Annotated in this window: 16 protein-coding genes; 2 read left to right on the top strand and 14 right to left on the bottom strand. The window is 63.2% G+C overall.

Annotation, left to right across the window (positions count from 1 at the left end; all coding sequences use genetic code 11):
• Positions 1-106: 106 nt before the first annotated feature.
• From NKI79_RS00745 to NKI79_RS00695, 11 genes are all read right to left on the bottom strand, one after another.
• Positions 107-457 carry a hypothetical protein gene (locus NKI79_RS00745; protein WP_352799353.1) on the bottom strand — a complete coding sequence of 117 codons (351 nt, stop codon included), beginning with the start codon at positions 455-457 and terminating at the stop codon, positions 107-109.
• Positions 458-750: 293 nt separating this feature from the next.
• Positions 751-1,371, bottom strand: coding sequence for a DUF1851 domain-containing protein (locus NKI79_RS00740; protein ID WP_352799351.1), 621 nt, complete (start codon positions 1,369-1,371; stop codon positions 751-753).
• On the bottom strand, positions 1,334-4,042 hold the full coding sequence (locus NKI79_RS00735; protein ID WP_352799349.1) for a hypothetical protein: 2,709 nt from the start codon (positions 4,040-4,042) through the stop codon (positions 1,334-1,336). The genes NKI79_RS00740 and NKI79_RS00735 overlap by 38 nt, the downstream gene beginning before the upstream one ends.
• The gene (locus tag NKI79_RS00730) at positions 4,042-4,533 is read right to left on the bottom strand and encodes a hypothetical protein (protein ID WP_352475502.1); all 492 of its coding nucleotides are present in this window, start codon (positions 4,531-4,533) and stop codon (positions 4,042-4,044) included. The genes NKI79_RS00735 and NKI79_RS00730 overlap by 1 nt, the downstream gene beginning before the upstream one ends.
• A 2-nt stretch (positions 4,534-4,535) precedes the next feature.
• Positions 4,536-5,192: a hypothetical protein gene (locus NKI79_RS00725; protein WP_352799348.1), complete on the bottom strand. Its 657-nt coding sequence runs from the start codon at positions 5,190-5,192 to the stop codon at positions 4,536-4,538.
• Positions 5,193-5,407: 215 nt separating this feature from the next.
• Complete coding sequence (locus tag NKI79_RS00720; protein WP_352799347.1) at positions 5,408-7,864, bottom strand: phage tail protein; 2,457 nt, start codon at positions 7,862-7,864, stop codon at positions 5,408-5,410.
• The gene (locus NKI79_RS00715) at positions 7,861-8,463 is read right to left on the bottom strand and encodes a phage connector family protein (protein WP_352475505.1); all 603 of its coding nucleotides are present in this window, start codon (positions 8,461-8,463) and stop codon (positions 7,861-7,863) included. Before NKI79_RS00715 ends, NKI79_RS00720 begins: the two co-directional genes overlap by 4 nt.
• Positions 8,464-8,750: 287 nt before the next feature.
• Entirely contained in the window at positions 8,751-9,002 is a 252-nt protein-coding gene (locus NKI79_RS00710) for a hypothetical protein (protein WP_352475506.1), read from the bottom strand.
• Between the two features lie 205 nt (positions 9,003-9,207).
• Complete coding sequence (locus NKI79_RS00705) at positions 9,208-10,197, bottom strand: Coat protein (RefSeq protein ID WP_352475507.1); 990 nt, start codon at positions 10,195-10,197, stop codon at positions 9,208-9,210.
• Positions 10,198-10,221: 24 nt separating this feature from the next.
• Entirely contained in the window at positions 10,222-11,130 is a 909-nt protein-coding gene (locus NKI79_RS00700; protein WP_352799345.1) for a hypothetical protein, read from the bottom strand.
• 218 nt (positions 11,131-11,348) lie between these two features.
• Positions 11,349-11,921, bottom strand: a complete 573-nt coding sequence (locus tag NKI79_RS00695) for a hypothetical protein (protein ID WP_352799343.1) — start codon at positions 11,919-11,921, stop codon at positions 11,349-11,351.
• A 250-nt stretch (positions 11,922-12,171) separates the two neighbouring features.
• Between NKI79_RS00695 and NKI79_RS00690 the strand changes: the two genes are divergently transcribed.
• Positions 12,172-12,486, top strand: a complete 315-nt coding sequence (locus tag NKI79_RS00690) for a YMGG-like glycine zipper-containing protein (protein ID WP_352687421.1) — start codon at positions 12,172-12,174, stop codon at positions 12,484-12,486.
• A gap of 241 nt (positions 12,487-12,727) precedes the next feature.
• A complete protein-coding gene (locus NKI79_RS00685; protein WP_352799342.1) occupies positions 12,728-13,030 on the top strand; it encodes a hypothetical protein in 303 nt (100 codons plus the stop codon).
• Positions 13,031-13,049: 19 nt separating this feature from the next.
• Here the strand turns inward: NKI79_RS00685 and NKI79_RS00680 are convergent, their stop codons facing one another.
• The 3 genes from NKI79_RS00680 to NKI79_RS00670 all read right to left on the bottom strand — a co-directional run bounded on the left by NKI79_RS00680 (position 13,050) and on the right by NKI79_RS00670 (position 16,465).
• Positions 13,050-13,373: a Bbp19 family protein gene (locus tag NKI79_RS00680; protein ID WP_352799340.1), complete on the bottom strand. Its 324-nt coding sequence runs from the start codon at positions 13,371-13,373 to the stop codon at positions 13,050-13,052.
• Positions 13,370-15,121 carry a portal protein gene (locus tag NKI79_RS00675; protein ID WP_352799338.1) on the bottom strand — a complete coding sequence of 584 codons (1,752 nt, stop codon included), beginning with the start codon at positions 15,119-15,121 and terminating at the stop codon, positions 13,370-13,372. The genes NKI79_RS00680 and NKI79_RS00675 overlap by 4 nt, the downstream gene beginning before the upstream one ends.
• Before the next feature lie 180 nt (positions 15,122-15,301).
• Positions 15,302-16,465, bottom strand: a complete 1,164-nt coding sequence (locus NKI79_RS00670; protein ID WP_352799336.1) for an acyltransferase family protein — start codon at positions 16,463-16,465, stop codon at positions 15,302-15,304.
• Between the last annotated feature and the right edge of the window lie 103 nt (positions 16,466-16,568).

Below are 16,568 nucleotides of genomic sequence, written 5' to 3'. Positions count from 1 at the left end.
AGGCTGGAAGGGGTTCAGTGCTGTCGGTGGGAGACTTAAGCTACGCGGCCGGACACCGCGCTATCCGGCGCAGCCGGCGATTTTCCGGACAGAGAGCGGCAACGGGCTACAGCAATCCGCCAATCAGCCTTCTTGTGCCGCCCATGGCCGCCAGTCCGCAGGCCATGCCGGCGCAGTCGGCGACCCAGTCGAGGATATCCATATCGCGCGCGATCAGTTGGGCGCCCTGAAGAAGCTCGATCGCCGCGCCGGTGATGGCGAGGAGCAGGACCAGTCTCGTCTTGTGTTCCGGCCAGCCGAGGCTTCCAAGCGCCGCCAGCACCGCGAATGCCGCGGCGTGGTTGAGCTTGTCGTGGTGGAAGGTGAAGCCCAGGTCCAACTCCTGCAGGAAGCGCACCGGCGAAAGCGCGAGCAGGAGAACGCCGGCCAAGGTGAGCAGAAAAACGATCCTTGCCATGGTCGAAAAAGAGTCCGTGCGCAACAGGTCAATCCTTCGTCTGAAATGGGAGGCGATCCAGAAGGCACCACCGACTGGGACCGCTCTGCGGTTATCAGGCCATAAGCCAGCATCGTGACCACAATCAGACCGCTGGCTAGTTGCGGCACGCTCTACTCGGGCCGTCCGGCCACAAAACCGATAGCGCGCATCACAGACCGCGGGGGTTGCACCCCTTCAGACCAGAGGCAAATACCGCCTCTAGCCAAGCTTCAAACGGGAGTCCCCAGTGGCAGATCAGCGGAAACCCTGTTTTAGAGAAGGTCTCGGATATTGACAGGTGTTCCCGGTGGCAGGTCTTTCACCTTCGCAATAAGTTGGCCCATTATGTGCCAATAGACTTCCAGGTCCGACAGCTCCTGGTTTTTGATTTCGTCCTTCCCGTTGAGAAACAGCGGTATCTTATAGCCGACGCACTGGTTAAAGGCTGGCTCGGCGCCGCCGGCCTCACGCCAATCTGAGTAGAGATTGGCGGCCAATGCTGCATCTTCGTCCTCGATGACATCGACTTCGTGGAAGGTCCGGATGTTGGCAGGCACCTGAAGAGCCTCGCCCATGCCCGGCTCGAACATCACGACACCAGGTTCCCCTTGTTCCAGCCTTTGGCTATCGACTGCAAGCGCCGTCCCCAGCCAATCATAACCAAAGCAGGTGATCCGGCCGGTGAATTCCGGAAAACCCAGGCAGACACGTGCGTTCCAACGTGCCACGTCCTGCGCCCGGATTATCCTGTACAAACCGTGCTTGAACGAAGCACCGCCGAAACTGGCCAACAGCTCGCTTAATCCAGGTACTTTCGTATCCAGGGAGAAATTGCCGGTGTCCGCGGGCACCCTACTATCCACCGGGAAGTTTTGGCGAAATGTCTCGAACATTGCGATCTCCAATCGTTACTTTGTTAATTTTGGTTCCATAAGGCAAATGCTTGATCCGCTGCTGTATCTGAGAACCAAGGCTGGTGTTAACACTCGCATCCAATGTGGCCATATTGGATAGCTTGTCAGAACCTCCTAGTTGCAAATCAATTGTATGATCAACATGGCTGCTAGCGGGGACTTTATTACCGGCGGCAATAAACTTCATACGAGCTCCCTTGATGACCCGAACCGCGCGGCTCACGACGGTTTCAGCAGCAGTTAACAGCTGCACTTTGAGATCCGCGGCAGCCCGTTGCGCAACGTCCCATTCAGGCATGTAATATAGATGCAGGTCCTGACCAACAGAGATTTCGCTGGTGCCGCCACCGGTTGCTCCCACATCTGTAGCAAGCGGGTCTGGCATTGCCTCGGATATCCGAGGACCCGAAGCTTCTGGAGTTACAGCAGAACCAGCATTCGCAGGACGCTCCGCCAGCCTTGCCACCACCTGGCTGCCAACTGCACTGAGTCCCTCGGCAAGGACATTGCCGCCCGCCCCCCAAAGCGCGCCGTTGGCAATTCCCCAGGGGACGCTCTGTCCTGTGTTGAAGGCGTATGCCCCGCCATAAGTGCCACTCGCCACACCCGCTACGCCGGTTCGGGCACCAAGACCGATCACGCCGTTCTCCGCCGCCGCGCCAGCGCTTGCCCGACCCAGCAAACCGAACAAACCCGTCGCCAGGGCATATCCGCTTAAGCCTGCGCCGAGGGCCTCCGCCACCCAACCGGCCGAGGCGGCCCGGTCCTCGGCGTCCTCTGTCTCGGCCTGCTCATCTTCAAGAAGGTTCTCGTAGTTTCCGCTCGACCAAACGGAGTCCAGCCCGGCGGAGATCGCGTCCGCACCGTCGGCAGCCACGCCCTTAGCCGTGAGGCGGCCGACATCCGACAATGCCAAGCCGAATTGCTGCAGCAGCGGCATGGTGCTGTACTGGGCTCGGGCCGGATGTTCCCCGATCCACGCCAGCCCGTTCTTGAGCACTGCAACCTGGGCTTCCAACGACTCTGGCGCGAGGTTCGGATATTGGGCGGCCTTGGCTCGCCACTGGGCTTCCGCCGCCACAGAAATCTGTTGGGTTGTCGCCTTGCGGGCATCCGGATCGCGAACCGCCAGGACGATCGAACTCAACTCGGCAAAGCGGTTTTCGAACGGGACGCCTTGGTCGATGTATTTCGCCGCCTGCTGGCCAGCTACAGCCCAAGGCATTGGCAGTATTCGGTCGAAGCCCAACTCCTGCTGAGCAGCGACGGCCCAGGTGACGGCGGCCTTATAATCCTCAGGAGCTGTGATCTTGTCCCAGTCCGGAGCACGGTTCGGGAACAGTTGGCCGACGTAACCGGCGGGATCGGCGCGCCTGGCACCAAGCACCAATTGCGCGGCGCCGGCCCTTATCTCATATTGCTTGCGCTCTTCCGGCGCGCCGTAGGGGCCGGGCTCAAAATCCCGAATCTGGGCGTGTATCGCCTGGTTCGGGACGGGTCGCATGTCGAAAACCGCGCGACCGATATCAGCCGTTATGTTGAAGGCTCGGAGACGCTTGCCGCCATCTTCGGCGCCGTATACGGCCGTGAAGTCTTCGGCACCCGGGGTCTTGCCAGAATAGCTGCCGGTATTGGCAATGGCAGCCGGCGCATTCTGGTAAGCAAGGTCGATGTTGGTACGCGCATCGACCAGGCTTGCGGCAGTCGCTACCTGCGCCTTCTGGCCGAGATCCTGAATCGCGTCCGGCGACAGGTCGGCAATCCAGGGTCCTGCGGCAGCCCAGGCTCTATTTCCGACAGGCTCCATGGAACCCATGCGGATAGGTGGTTCGTCGGATGGAAGGCCACCTACGGGCGCTTCGCGCGTCGCCAGCACGCTGGACCCACTCGCCCGAGGTCCGCCCACAGCCTCGATGATATCGTCCTTAGTCCTGCCGTCCGTTGAGACCGGCCCAGTCCCCAGCATCCCGGCGGCGCGCCTCGGGTCTTGGGCGATCATCGCCTGGACAAGCGCCTTTGCCGTGTTGCTGCGCCAGGCGGCCTCGGCCGCTTGCCGGGCAAGCGGGTTGCCCATCTTGCCGATCAGGTCGAGCCCGCTCTGCCTGATCGCCTCGAATGTTTCTGTGTCGTTCGGGTCGCTTTGCGCGATCGAGCTGGTATAGATTTGCTCGACCTTGCTCCACTCGGCCTGCTCATAGGTCTGGCGCCGCGCGTGCTGCTGCGCGGCCATGCGCGCCGAGCCGGCCAGCCGCAACGCCTGCTTTTGCGCGAGGAAATTGGCGCGTTCGCCCTCCGGCACTTTCGCCGCGGTGTCGTCGAAGATCTGGTCGAACAGGCCGGGCTTGACGACGCCGTCGCTGCGCGGATCGAGCTGGCCATACATGAAGTCGTGCAGGCCGCCGCCGTCGGCCGGCGCGGTCTGCACCGCCACGGCCTCGGCGTGCGCTATGCGTGCGTTCAGCTCGCGGCCGATAATGCCGGCGTCGAACGCATCCTGCTGCTGCTTCTGCTGCCGGAAGCGTTCGGCAATCGCCGACAACTCGTCGCCAAAGCCTTGCATGGCGGCGCCCACCGGCGAGCCGTTGGGATATGAGGCCACAGTGCCGGTATCGAGGCGGCGCTGGGCAAGCTGGAGCGGGATGGTGGCCATCAGTAGAGGCCTCCACCCGGCGCCGGCGGGAAGGCGCTTCTGCCGAACGTCACCGTCTTGGCCGGGTCGTAGAGGCCGGAGATGCCGGACACGAGACTGCCGCCGGCCTTGAAGATCGAGGCGCCCACCGCCTGCCTGCCGGAAAAGCGCGCGATCGCCGCTTGCGTGGCGAGACCGTTCTGGCGCAGCTGCGAGCCGTACCGGATCGCCTTCAGGTCGAGCTGGCCCTGCCTGGCATTGGCGGCCAGCACCTCGGTCGGCGAGCCTGCGATGGCGACGCCCGAAGTGCCGGCCTGGGCACGCGCCTGGGCCTGCAGCAGGTCCTGCTTATGGCGCTCCTGGCCCTGCTCGAAGGCCGAGCTTTGGGCGTCGGCCCGCGCCTGCTGTTCATAGGCTTTGGCCTGGTAGTCGGCCATTTGCTTGGACTGCTGGCCTTCCGCCAGCGCGCCGCCGACCGAAAGCGCCGTACCGATAAGAGCTAGTGTGCACATGGTCAGCCTCGTTCGCCGGCGGGAATGAATTTGCTTTTGATGCCGTCGACCGGCGCGCCGATCGCAGGCCGCCGGTCGAGCACGCCGCCCGGGCTGAGGAAGGACAAAAGCAGTCGGTCGGCCTGGATCGCCGGCCGGCTGAGACGCGATGGCGGGGCGGCGCGCGGACCGGCCATGGCGGTGCGCCGGATGGTGGTCAGGTTGACCTTCAGGTCGACGGCGCCGTCGGCATCGAAAAGGCCGTTGGCGGCGGTGACGGCGCGGCTCAAGGCATCGGCCGCGAACAGCTCCTGGCGCAGCTGCTCGATCAGCTCGTGAACGCTCTTCCAGCGCTCACCGAGGGAAGCCGCCTTTGTTCGGATCTCGGCGCCAAGCTCTTCAATGTCGACGCGGGCTTCGCTTCGGGCGGCGGCGATGCGGCGCTTGTCCGCTGCCTCGATGGTCTGCTCGATCAGCGCAATTGCATCGTTGCAGTCGTCAAGGGCGGCACGGGCTGCTGCCAGGTCGCCCTCGCCGAAAATCGCGCGATCCTCGGCCTGTTGCAGCTCCTGCTTGCGGGCGATCGCATTGTTAAGGTCGGTGTCGAGCAAGGCGCGGATGGCAGCGAAATCGGCAGCCGTCCGCGCCCTGCCGAGGTCTTCGGCATGGGTTGGGGTCACTGGTGGGTTCCTTGGTTGGGGAAGCGAAGGAGGACGGAGCAGGTGATCTCCCCCCTCGAGGGGGAGATGGCCGGCAGGCCAGAGGGGGTCGTCTCGCGTGGAGCGCCGGCGTTCTTCCCCTGCGATGGAGGCGATAGGAGGCCGCGTCAGGACGAACCGCCCCCCTCGGCCGCCCTCGGCAACATCTCCCCCTCGAGGGGGGAGATCAGCAGTTTCTACGGCTCGGCGTCGAACACCGGCGTCATCGCCCTGATCGTGCAGGGCGTCGGGTTGGTGTGGCGGATCTTCACCCGCCCCTGCCCTTCCCAGCTATCGTCGATCGGCACCTCGACATTGCCGGTGAACAATTTCGCCATGCCGTCGGGAGCAACCACAGACGGGATGCGAACCTGCTCCCAGCGGCCGCGGATGAACGACTGGACCTGAAGCCCGGCGATGTCGGTTTCCAGCAGCGAAAGAATGAGCTTGGCCACCTTCTTGCGCCGGCCAACGATCGATCCGTCGCGGCCGCCGACGTCGAGCTCTAGCGTGTTGGCTTCGGACTGGTAGCCGAGCCCGACCTGCCATTTGGCTGCCGTAGCCCCACCGGGCAGCGAAACCGCGCCAGCGGCCACAGCAAGGCCCTTGTAGACCTTGCCATCGGCCAGGACGTCGACTGTTTCGCCGTTGAGATGATCAAGCCCTGAGACCGTGCCCACAGCGACGCCATCATAGGTCAGGCCGCAGTCGACTTCGAATGCATCGCCGATCCTGCCATACTCGAACGGCGCGGTCTTTATTTCGATATAGCGCCTGGTCACGCCGCCGATCGTGCGCTTGACGATCAGCCAGAGATCGTCGTTGCCGTCCTGGCCGGGCGTCACCACGGCGCTTTCGACAACGGCCCAGTTCGATCCTGCGAAGCTTCCGGCGATCTTGTGGACATGCATGCCGCGAACGTCTTGCGACGGCTGGTGCGTGTAGCCGCCGAGTTCGCCATTTCCGAGCGGGAACCACAGCAGTGGGTCGGGGTCGGTCTGGAAGGCGAGTTCAACGACGCCTTTCTTCGCAATGTGCTCCGATATCTGACCGATATCGTCGGAGGTGAAGCGGCCGGTGGCGTTTTGCGTCAGCTCGGCGATCGATTTGCGGGAGCGGGTCACATAGAGGAACGACTGCCCCGCATCGACGGGACGCAGCGGGGCACAACCGAAAGTCCGGGACCGGCGGTTCTTGAACGAGGACGGCGTCAGCGCCTCGTCGATGCCGGAGCCCGACAGCGCCCTCACCCCGCCAAGCGTTCCGATGATCAGCGCACCGTCCGATTCCGCCACCCACGTAATGTCATTGGCCTGGCCGCCACCTGCCTGCACGAATTCCAGCGCGTCGGTGTCTTTCTCACCGGTGGCGAAGTTATCGAAATCGCCGGTTTGCGAGGCATAGACCGAGAATTTTCGGCTGAACGCCAGGCGCTCCTCGTAAAGCGAACCGCTCTGGACGTACTTGCCGGGCACGAACGTGCCGAGACGCCAGCGGATGATCGGACTGAGATCGGGCAGAGCGTGTCCGTATAACTGGACCGTGACTACCGTCGTGCTGGTCCGGCCAACGACCTTGGCCCAGCGCCAGAAGCCATCCGCGCCAAGCAGACGAATGGCGCGACCGACATCGCTGGTCTGGAAGCCGATGCCGTCATTGATGCCGACGATCGAGGAGGCCGAAAGATCGAACGGCATTTGCGACGGCGCGTATTCGTGCAGGGCCAATTCGGCGATAGCGGTTCCGTCGCTGCCGCCACCTGAAAACAGCAGCTGATAATATTCGTAGGCAACCGTGTTGTTGAAGCCGTCGAAGAAGCGGGTTTCCGACTTGGACCAGCCGGTCTCTCCGTCCCGGCTATCGAGCGTCGTCCAATCGGTGCCGTTGTGCGAGGCCTGGAATTGCCACTGGGTCGGCGATGCAGTGTCTGAGTGATCATTCGTGGCGGTAATCCAGTAGGCGTCGACCGTCTTGGTCCCGCCGCCGCCGAACTGGTAGCGCAGATACCCGCTCGGAAAGCCCGCTATGTTCTCCCCCTTCTGCTTGTCGCCATCGAACACCTGCCACACGTCGGATGAGCCGTTGCTGTTGCTGACCGTGCCGCTTGGCAGCGTATTCGAGGCCATGACCGGCATGGCGTTGCCGGTTGCGGCCGGTGTCAACGTCGTGGCGGTGGTGTTGATCTTGTCGTATGGGCCGTCGAGAAAGACGAAATCGGCGAGCGTCCAAGTCGTGTGCGCGGTGCGCGTCAGCACTTTGACCGGATGATCCTTGTGGGTGATCCACATCTGGTCTGCCGACTGGACGAATTGCAGGTCGAACAGATCGGCCTCGAGATAAGGCGAAACGACTTCGACCGTGCCGACACGCGCGCCATAGGCATAGACGCGGATGTAGAGATCGCCGAATTCGAGCGCATAGGCCTGGTCGGCCGAGAAGATGAACGGGATCAGCCGTGTCGCCTTTGACGGAGCCTTCACCTCAGCGCAAAAATAGGTGCCGCCGCGCTTCCTGATGCCGCCATGCGGCAGCGTGACGAAGTTGGTGCATTTCGACAGCGCCGCCCGGTAAAGCTCGAGCGAGGCGCGAGCATGCAAGCGGGGAGAAATCTCGCCGCGGATGAAAGCGTCCTGGACCGGATAGAGCGTGGTCATCGGCCGACGAACCTGTTGTCGCCGCGCTGGAGAGCCCAGGAGGATCTGCAAAATCTGCCCCCGCGCTGGATGGCATTGGCCGAATAGGCGGCATCCAGCGCCCTCTCATAGGCGCTGCGGGCGACGTCGATCATGCCGGCCTTGTGGGTCAAGGGATGCGCGATCTTGATGGCGAGCGCCGCCACCATCACTTCGCTGAACAGTGCGTCCCAGTCATTGGGGTCGGTGAGGTTGGCGACATAGCGGATGATGCGCGGGCCGGCCTGATCGGAATAGATCAGCCCGGCCTCCTGCCGCCATGAGAGCGGAACGCCGTCCGGCTCGCCATTCCCCGTCAGCGGCAAGGGCCGCAGGCAATCGGCGGGAAGCTCATAGGCAAAGTTCAGCGTGCCAGCGCCGCTGCCGGTGTCGAAGCCGGCGACCGAGGCCGCCAGGATGGCGAAGACAAAGGCATGCTTGGTCAATTCGGCCTCGCGGGTCAGGTCGAAATGCAGATTGAGCAGGCGCGCCGCTTTGGCGTCCTGGTCGAGGCTGTCGATCGGCGCCTCGTCGAGCACGGCGAGCGCCATGTTGGCGATGTCGAGCGGGGTGATGGCCATGGCTCAGGCCTCCGGCTGTGTGATTGGTCGGGGAAAACGGGACATGGTGCCTCCACGGCAAAAGGCCGCTTCAAGGCGGCTGGGGATTTTCGTGATTTGTGGCTTGGGCAGATGTTGCACGTCTCGTGCATGAGGCCGTCACGCCATGAACCGCCCGTCAGGAAATGGCGTGGCAGACGCTTCGTCAGCCGTCTTTTTCCCATTCGAGCAAGAAAGACGGCAATGCTTGGGCTATTGCAGTTTCACAACACCGCCGCGCAACGCGGCGATGTCTTGCCTTGATTGTGTCAGCCGATGCGTGCGCTGGTCGCGATCCACTGCCCTGTTTCGGCTGACTTGACAAAGGCGCCTGATTTCACCCTTCCGGCACCTCCTGCCATAGCCAAGCCCTTGTCCAGGGCATCCTGAAGACTCGGCGTGTAGTAGGCGGTGTTTTCCAGACCGCTGAAGAAGTTTATGCGATGAACTTCCCCCTTCTTGCTCATGACAATCCCCGCTTTTCGGAGCACTTCCTGAACTGTTTTGTACTTCATGTTCATAGTTACCTCCCTTGCCGAGACAGTCAGCATCGCCCTTTCTTGTAACTGTTTGGTGCCGTCGATTGGCCAAAGGGCAACATGAATGTTGTAGCGAACCCCAAAATTCACATCACTCCGGCGCAGCGCAGCGGGTGAACTTGGGATTCGCCACGGTGGCCTGGCGTCCAGAAGGAGCGGGACGTCTGATGCCCGCCCCTTCGCCCGATCAGGCCTCGGTCGTCTTCAGCGCGATGAACGTCATGTGCTTGACGCTCGACGCGGTGCGGTCCCAGTTTGCCGCCAGTGCCAACTCGACATCGGTGGCGAATTCGCCGGCCGAGGACGCGTCGAGAAAGCGGGTGCCCGGCACATGCGGCACGAAATGCCGGCGGCCGACCATTTCAGTGACGCCGCCGCCATGGCCCTGCCGCGGCTTGCGGTCGAACTCGAGCGGCCCGCCTTCGGTGTTGACCGGCAGCTCGTTCCACAGAATCGCCTTGTCCTTGAACATGAACGCGGTGTAGACGCCGCCGGCAACCGGAATGTCGTCATCGACGACGGCCCTCAGCCCCATGTAATAGGGGATCAGCGGCCCGCCCTGCTCGGACGACGGCACATAGTCGATGAGGTCGGCGAGTTTCAGTGCCTTCATCTGTTTCGAATGCATCCAGATCGTCTTGAACTTGTCGGCGCGGTCGCCCATCAGGTAGGCGGCCTCGATGATGTCGGTGTCGACGATAGAGGCGCCGGTGACGCGCACCAGGTCGCCGCCGTCATTGGCGATGTTGTCGGCCAGCACGCCTTTCAGGATGCCGAGCAGCGTCAGCTTGTTGGCGCGCTGCCAGTAGTCGGTCTGGCGACGCACGATGAGCTTCTGCGGATCGTCACCGGCAAGGATCGAGGTCAGGTCCGGGATGCCCCAGGCCTGCGCACGCACATTGCGGGCCGCGACTTCGCGGCGCGCGCCGATCTTCTTCATCTCGATCGAGTCGGCCGGGTCGTCATTGACCGGCTCGGAGGGATCGTTGCCGAGATCCTTCCAGCCGGGCATGTCGACGGAGCGCCCGCCCAGGCTGAGCTTCGAGGCGATCGACGGGTCGGAAAACAGGATCCCGGCCTGGTAAATCTCCAGCGACTGGACGTGCTCCTCGAACGAGTATTGCGCGTAGACGGACGGAACGATCGCGTCCGCGATACGGGTGTAGGCGTCTGCCATTTTTGTCTTCCTTCAGGTTTGGGGTCAAAGAGGGTTGTTGGGCATCCACAGGTCGGGGTTTTCGCCGGCCTCGCGTGCCAGCCGCCGGGCGCGGGCGGGGTCGCTTTTGACGAGCGCCGAGATGCCAGTCAGGTTGCGCTCGCCGGCGGCATTGCGCTTGAAGGGGTTGCCTCCGCTCAAGGCAGCATTGCCGTCGATCGTGTCTTCGCGGAACATCGCCTCGCCGATAGCGTGGAACGCCTTGGCGATCTGCGGGTCGGTCAAGGCGCCGTCCGGCAGAAGGATGCCCTTCGCCTTGTAGGCATTGACCAGGCCGAGCTTCTTCATCGCCCGGTTGGCGACCTCGAGCTTCTGGCGAAAGCCATCGCTCCCGGTCGGTCCCCAATCCCGCACGAGGTCGTCGTGCGTAGTCTCGACCGAGCGGGCAACGGCGATTTGCTGTGCCTTGGCCTGCTCGGCCATGTAGCCGACGAAGCGGTCGTGATAGGCCTGTGCAACCTTCGGGGTAGCACCGGCCTTGACCGCCCAGGCCTTGGACGCAGTGGCGAGCTCGTCCGAATAGGCGAAGTTTTCGGGGAGCCCGTCGGGGCGCCGGTACTCGACCTTCTCGGGCGAGGTCAGCGGACGCATCGCCTCGGGCAGCCGGGCATGGAACCTGTCCCAGTCTTCCGCGGCTGCATCGGCTGCCGGAACGCGCAGGCTCTCACCCTGCTGCCGCTCCAGCTCCGCATAGGAGGCGAAAACTCGATTGAGGCTTTCAGGCTTGGTCCAGCCCTTGGTTTCAGCGAGCTTGCGGTTGCCTTCGGAAAGACCGTCAAACCAGCTTGCGGCCTTAGGCGGGGCGGACCCGTTGTCCCCGTTGGCCGGTGGCCGTGCAAGGTTGCCCGCCGGTGGCACCGCCACCACGGACCCGGCGTCTGCCAGATCTGTCATGAGAAGATTCCTTTTGCTGAGAGTTTGAAGGCCGGTGATGAGAGCACTGGCGGTGAAACTTGGTATCTCCCCCCTCGAGGGGGAGATGGCCGGCAGGCCAGAGGGAGTAGCCGCGCGTGGAGCGCCGACCTCATCTGTCGCCGGGGGTCGCGCCCGGTCGAACCGACCCCCTCTGTCGCCTTCGGCGACATCTCCCCCTCAAGGGGGGAGATTAGCGCCTACGCATTGTCGCCCCAGTTCTCCCAGAGCAGCGTGATCGTGCCGGTAACGGCAATCGTGCCGTCGGCATCGATGTCGGTGCCGGTGGCAAACGCCAGATTGAAATAGAGGTCGACCGGCGTCACGGTGCCGTCGAGCGTCAAGGCTGCGGCAACATCGGCAATCGACGCGCTCGACGGCGCGGCACCGGCGCCATCCAGCGTGCGGCCGGTCGCGGCCAGCACATTGACCATGGTTCCGGCGAGCACAGCGCTCGACGCTGCCGCCGAGCCGAGCGACCAGGTCAGCGCGGCATTGTCGTTGATGGTCGATGCTCGCGGCGTCAGCACGGCGAACTGCAATCTTGCCGTGCCGCCCTTGATCCGCACCTTGCCATCGAGAAAGTCAAAGAGCTTCTGGCTGGCATAGGCCAGTGCATCGGTGACCGGCACCGGCATGGCATTGAAGGAGAAGACGGAGCGGTAGGCGCCGCCCTGTCCGGTCGTCCTGACGGCAAGCCCCGCCTTGGGCGGGGCAAGGCCGGCTTCTCTGGCGGCGGCACGCGAAAGCGTCCGGGCAAGACCTCGGGTCATTTGGTTTCTCCATTTTTGGGATTTGAGGAAGAGTTAGCCGCTGCGTAGAAAAAGCAGATCGGGCACATGGGCCGTCAAAGATCAGTCTCGTTTGGGCATCGTCTTGCCGAGCCGTCGTCTCCGGCCGTCAGACAAAAACAACCATGTCTTATTTCGTGAGGCACGGTGCCTATGTTCCGCCGCAAATGCGACCCTACTTGGCAAAATCAGCCTGCGTATTAGTTCATAGACTTCAAGGGAGTATCAGACGATGACCGTATCCAGAGCCATTGCCGCCATGTTCGTAACCGCCGCGCTGGCAGGCTGCGCGCAGACCGAAGCACAGCAGAGAACCAGCACCGGTGCGCTGCTCGGCGCCGGCGCCGGTGCGCTCGCCGGCCAGGCCATAGGCGGCAACACCAAAAGCACGGTTATCGGCGCAGCCAGCGGCGCCCTGCTCGGTGCGGTCGTCGGCAACGCCACCACCCCGCAACCGCGCGGCGAACAGCTCTGCCGCTATCAGGATCGCTACGGCCGCATCTACACCGCCCCCTGCGATGACCGGTATTATAACGGCAATTATTGAGCGTGCCCCCTTCTCCCCGCTCTAAGGGGAGAAGGTCCCGGCAGGGGATGAGGGGCAGCGCGAAATTCTGAATGCCGGCTCCGCCCCTCACCTGCCTGCCGGCATCCTCTCCCCGTAAAACGGGGAGAGGGGCGCAGCTTCAGCCTCGGCGCGCTCTCACCCACCCGATGGTTTGATCCTTACCCGCAGCGCGGTTAGACGCTATTGTCGGCTATCCAAGGGGGCGACGATGCGATTTTTGATGACCTCGCTGCTGGCTGTTTGTTCGGTTTCCGCACACGCCAGACAGGCTGTCAGTATTGAGCGGATTGACGAATGCCTGGTCTTGCCGGTGGCCGCTGTCGACAATCGTGTCAAAGCCACTTTCGAGGTGACACTGGACAAGGCCGGCAAGATCAAGTCGGTTACGGTTGTATCCTACGAACCTCATTCGGAAGCAGCGGCGGAAGCGGCCCGACAACTTTCGAAATCGGTCCAGAGGTGTTGGCCGCCAGGCGTCAAAACCAGCCCGTTGCGACTCACCGTAGATTTGAGCAAGACTTAGCCACAGGTCCTCCACCACCCTACCTCCCCTCCAACCGCGCCGCCTTCTCCAGCGCCGCCAGCTGCGCTTCGTCCAGCGTCAGGAAACCCATAATGTGCTGCACCACTTCGGCCCGCGCGTTGCTGAGCGCGCTGTGCAGCTCGAAGCCGTTCGGCGTCTTGGTCTTGGCCAGCCATTCACCGTAGGACGGGCGGCGGTAATAGCCGGTCGCAGCCGTCAGGTCGGCCAGCACCATCTCGCCGTCCTGGCCCGAGAATACCCTGAAATAGGCTTTGGCCAGCGCATCCCGCGCCTTGGCCGGGCCGCCGGCCTGGCTGGAATGGGCGAAGCGTTTGCCACTCATGCCCCGCCACCCTGTACGTCGCCACCCTGTACGCCGTTGCCCTGCGGCATCAGCCCGCCGAGCCCATCGAGCAGGCCGCTGTCGCGCGCCTGCACGGCCGCCGGTACGGCATCCCTGGCCAGCTTGCCGGCAGAAACGATCGAAGCCATGCCTGCTTGTGCGGTTTGAGCCTTGGCTCTGGCATCGCGGATGCCCGCCACTTCATCCTGGCGGCGGAAGATGCGTTGTGGGCTGCGGCCGGCGCCCTGCACGATCTTCAGCGCCTCGTCGCCGTCGATATTGTCCATGACGCCGGGGTCGAACTGCGCCATCTGCATGGCGGTGGTGACCACCTGGATGGTGTCGCGCGCTTCGGCCGAGCGGCGCAGCACGTCGAGCGGGCCGGTGAAGGTCGGCCGCAGCGCCTTGCCGGCAAGGCTCGCCGGCGGCAGGAAGCGGCTGTCTTCCTCGTAAAGTCCCTTGTCTTCCAGAATACCCAGCTCGCGGTCGAGATTCGAGGCAAAGCCGGCCTGGATAATCGACCCGGAGGGGCCGAGCAGAGCACCCTTTTCCTCTTGCCGGATCAAGGCCTCGGTCGCCGTCATCTGCGGATTCTGTACCAGCGTCTGGAACAGATTGACGAACATCATGTCGCGGATCTCCTCGGCCCGGCTGTCGGCGTAATTGAAGGCATAGGTCGGGTTCTGGCCGGTGGCGATCGGCGCGATCAGCGGCCGGCCGGCATCGTCGATCAGGCCGGGATAGTTCTCGCCGGGATTGAGCACCGGCACATAATCGAGCCTGGCCTTCGAGGCGGTCGCCGGATCGGTGATCTGCTGAAGTGCGCGCAGGCCGGAGCGCCGCACGGCGTTCTCTTCGCGCACCGTCGTCAATGCCTCGATGGTTGGCGAGATGCCGTAGGGATCGCCCTCATAGCGGCGCCAGTTGAAGCACGATACCGGGAAGGAGCGAAAACCGCTTTCCCTGACGATCGCCTCCTCGTCCTCGATCACATGATAGGACGCGAACGCGGTGTCGAGATACTGGTAGGAGCCGCTCAGGCTGTACATCTTGCGCTCGTCGCGCGGCTGGATGCACTGGATCAGCGAGATTTTTGTCTCGCATTTGGCGGGGTCGTCGACCAGAACTTTGATCCGCGCCGGCAGTCTGTCGTAGCCGAGCAATTGCGCCGCCTGTCTTGCGGTGCGCTCGTAGCGGCGGTGGAAGATATCGACCTGGCCCCAGCGGTTGCGCGAGAGATAGCCTTCGACCACGGGGATCGAGGCATAGCGGATCAGCGTGCTGCCAAAACCCTCCTCGGCGTAGAGATAGGCCGGGCCGTAGCGCACGACATTGCGCAGGCAGGCTTGCGTTGCCGGCACGAAATTCGAATTGGCGGAGTAGCGCAGCGAAAACAGGAAATCGCGCAGCGCTTCCGCCCATTCCTTCTCCTCGTCGGTTTCCTCGTCATTGATTGCCGCGGTCGACAGCCCATGCCATTTCTCCGACTGCGGGATGATCAGGCTTTCCAGCCCCGCGGCCAGCCGGTTGGCGGCCGAGTTGATGGTATTGGCGTAGACACGCGCACCGCGCCGCTCCTGCCGCTCGGACTGCGAGTCCGCGCCGGCCTGTCGGCCGCCGCGCCACATGTCGGGCGCATCGGGATCGCAGAATTCGGACACCGCCTCCCAGACATGCTCATACTGGCTGCGTTCGCTCTCCAGCTCAGCCTGTCGCGACAGAATATCGCGAGCACGGGAATCGCTCATGGTCAGCCTCGCTTGATGGAATTGATTGAAAAAGAAAACGGCGGGACGCCGAAGCTGCCAATCTCCCCACTTGAGGGGGAGATGTCCGGTAGGACAGAGGGGGTCGTCTCGCGTGGATCGGCGACCCCCTCTGTCGCCTTCGGCGACATCTCGCCCTCAAGCGGGGAGATTGGAAGCGCCTTATTCCGCCGGCGTCGTCTCCAGCGCGGCTTTGCGCCCAAAGCGCTGCACCACGAAACGTCCCATCTTCTGGCCGGGCACTTCGATCAGCGTATAGGTGATCCAGGACAGCAGGCACACCACCGGTAAGACGACGACAACAACGATCGCGAAGCGCAGCGGCGCCGACAATTCGTGGCCGAACTGGGTGATAACCAGAGCCGCCGCCGGCTGGAGAACCAGCAGATGGATCAAATAGATGCTGAAGGAAAGCTCACCCATCAGATGAAAGAACCTGTTGGCGAGCGTCATGGCGATCTTTCTGGCCATGATGCCCGCTATTCCCGGCAGCATCCGGTAGAGAACCAGGGCAAAGAAACCCACGACGAGCGCTTCGCGCATCAAAAACTTGCCAAGCCCGTAGCCGCCGCCGAAGGGCAGCGCGGCCAGAGCCATGGCCAATGTCAGATGCACGAAAGGCCGCTTTTGCCTTTGATGGACGACGCCCGCCAGCAGCATCCCGCACAGGAAAATCTGCATCTTCAGCGGCAGGAACGACGGCATCGGAAAATGCACCGACAATTGTCCCATCAACAACACGATCGCGCTGCCGATCGCCGCGACCAGGATACCGCTCCATATCCAGTCAAGCCTGCGCACCAGCAGCATAATCGCCGGGAACACTGCATAGAACTGCATCTCCAAGCCAAGGCTCCAGTCGGGCAGCGGCGTGCGATAGGCGAAATTCGGCACCAGGCCGAACAGGAACAGCAGATGGGCGCCGATGTTTTTCAAGCCGCCGTCGAGATAACGCTCGGGCGCCTGCGGCGACCGCAGCAGGAACTCGTCGATGACCATCCTGGACTGGTAGAGATAAGGGCCAAGCGCCAGGGCAGCGAACAGCATGACGTAGAACAGCGGCGCAATCCTGAAATAGCGGCGGGTCCAGAACTTCAGCCAGGTTTCCGGCCTTTGCCAGGGCTCCTTGTCCTGGCGCAGCTGGTAGTGGAACACCATCAGGAAACCGGACAGCATGATGAAGAGGTCGACGCCGAGATCCGGCTCGCCGAGAATAGGAATATGCCAGCCGGTCAACAGCAGGCAGTGTCCGATGAGCACCCAGATCGCGGCGAGCGCCCGAAGCCCGTCCAGGCACTCGATGCGCGATGACCGGGCTTCTGTCATGCCGGACTCCTCGATGGCCATGTTGCATTGCAGCATGGCGGCTGAGGAAGGAATGTCAACCGTGCGGAAGGAACACGAATTGCGCTCGGCTGTTACGGAAAAT

This window comes from Mesorhizobium sp. M0340 (assembly GCF_040321535.1).
Classification (GTDB): Bacteria; Pseudomonadota; Alphaproteobacteria; order Rhizobiales; family Rhizobiaceae; genus Mesorhizobium.
The sequence above is the reverse complement of the archived record's forward strand: the minus strand, read 5'-3'. Positions and strand labels throughout refer to the sequence as shown.

Excerpts from the sequence above, each read along its gene's own strand:
- NKI79_RS00715 (WP_352475505.1), bottom strand. The coding sequence starts at position 8,463 with ATGGCCATCACCCCGCTCGACATCGCCAACATGGCGCTCGCCGTGCTC.
- NKI79_RS00730 (WP_352475502.1), bottom strand. The coding sequence starts at position 4,533 with ATGTGCACACTAGCTCTTATCGGTACGGCGCTTTCGGTCGGCGGCGCG.
- NKI79_RS00680 (WP_352799340.1), bottom strand. The coding sequence starts at position 13,373 with ATGAGTGGCAAACGCTTCGCCCATTCCAGCCAGGCCGGCGGCCCGGCC.
- NKI79_RS00710 (WP_352475506.1), bottom strand. The coding sequence starts at position 9,002 with ATGAACATGAAGTACAAAACAGTTCAGGAAGTGCTCCGAAAAGCGGGG.
- NKI79_RS00705 (WP_352475507.1), bottom strand. The coding sequence starts at position 10,197 with ATGGCAGACGCCTACACCCGTATCGCGGACGCGATCGTTCCGTCCGTC.
- NKI79_RS00745 (WP_352799353.1), bottom strand. The coding sequence starts at position 457 with ATGGCAAGGATCGTTTTTCTGCTCACCTTGGCCGGCGTTCTCCTGCTC.
- NKI79_RS00740 (WP_352799351.1), bottom strand. The coding sequence starts at position 1,371 with ATGTTCGAGACATTTCGCCAAAACTTCCCGGTGGATAGTAGGGTGCCC.
- NKI79_RS00695 (WP_352799343.1), bottom strand. The coding sequence starts at position 11,921 with ATGACCCGAGGTCTTGCCCGGACGCTTTCGCGTGCCGCCGCCAGAGAA.
- NKI79_RS00690 (WP_352687421.1), top strand. The coding sequence starts at position 12,172 with ATGACCGTATCCAGAGCCATTGCCGCCATGTTCGTAACCGCCGCGCTG.
- NKI79_RS00675 (WP_352799338.1), bottom strand. The coding sequence starts at position 15,121 with ATGAGCGATTCCCGTGCTCGCGATATTCTGTCGCGACAGGCTGAGCTG.
- NKI79_RS00720 (WP_352799347.1), bottom strand. The coding sequence starts at position 7,864 with ATGACCACGCTCTATCCGGTCCAGGACGCTTTCATCCGCGGCGAGATT.
- NKI79_RS00685 (WP_352799342.1), top strand. The coding sequence starts at position 12,728 with ATGACCTCGCTGCTGGCTGTTTGTTCGGTTTCCGCACACGCCAGACAG.
- NKI79_RS00735 (WP_352799349.1), bottom strand. The coding sequence starts at position 4,042 with ATGGCCACCATCCCGCTCCAGCTTGCCCAGCGCCGCCTCGATACCGGC.
- NKI79_RS00670 (WP_352799336.1), bottom strand. The coding sequence starts at position 16,465 with ATGACAGAAGCCCGGTCATCGCGCATCGAGTGCCTGGACGGGCTTCGG.
- NKI79_RS00700 (WP_352799345.1), bottom strand. The coding sequence starts at position 11,130 with ATGACAGATCTGGCAGACGCCGGGTCCGTGGTGGCGGTGCCACCGGCG.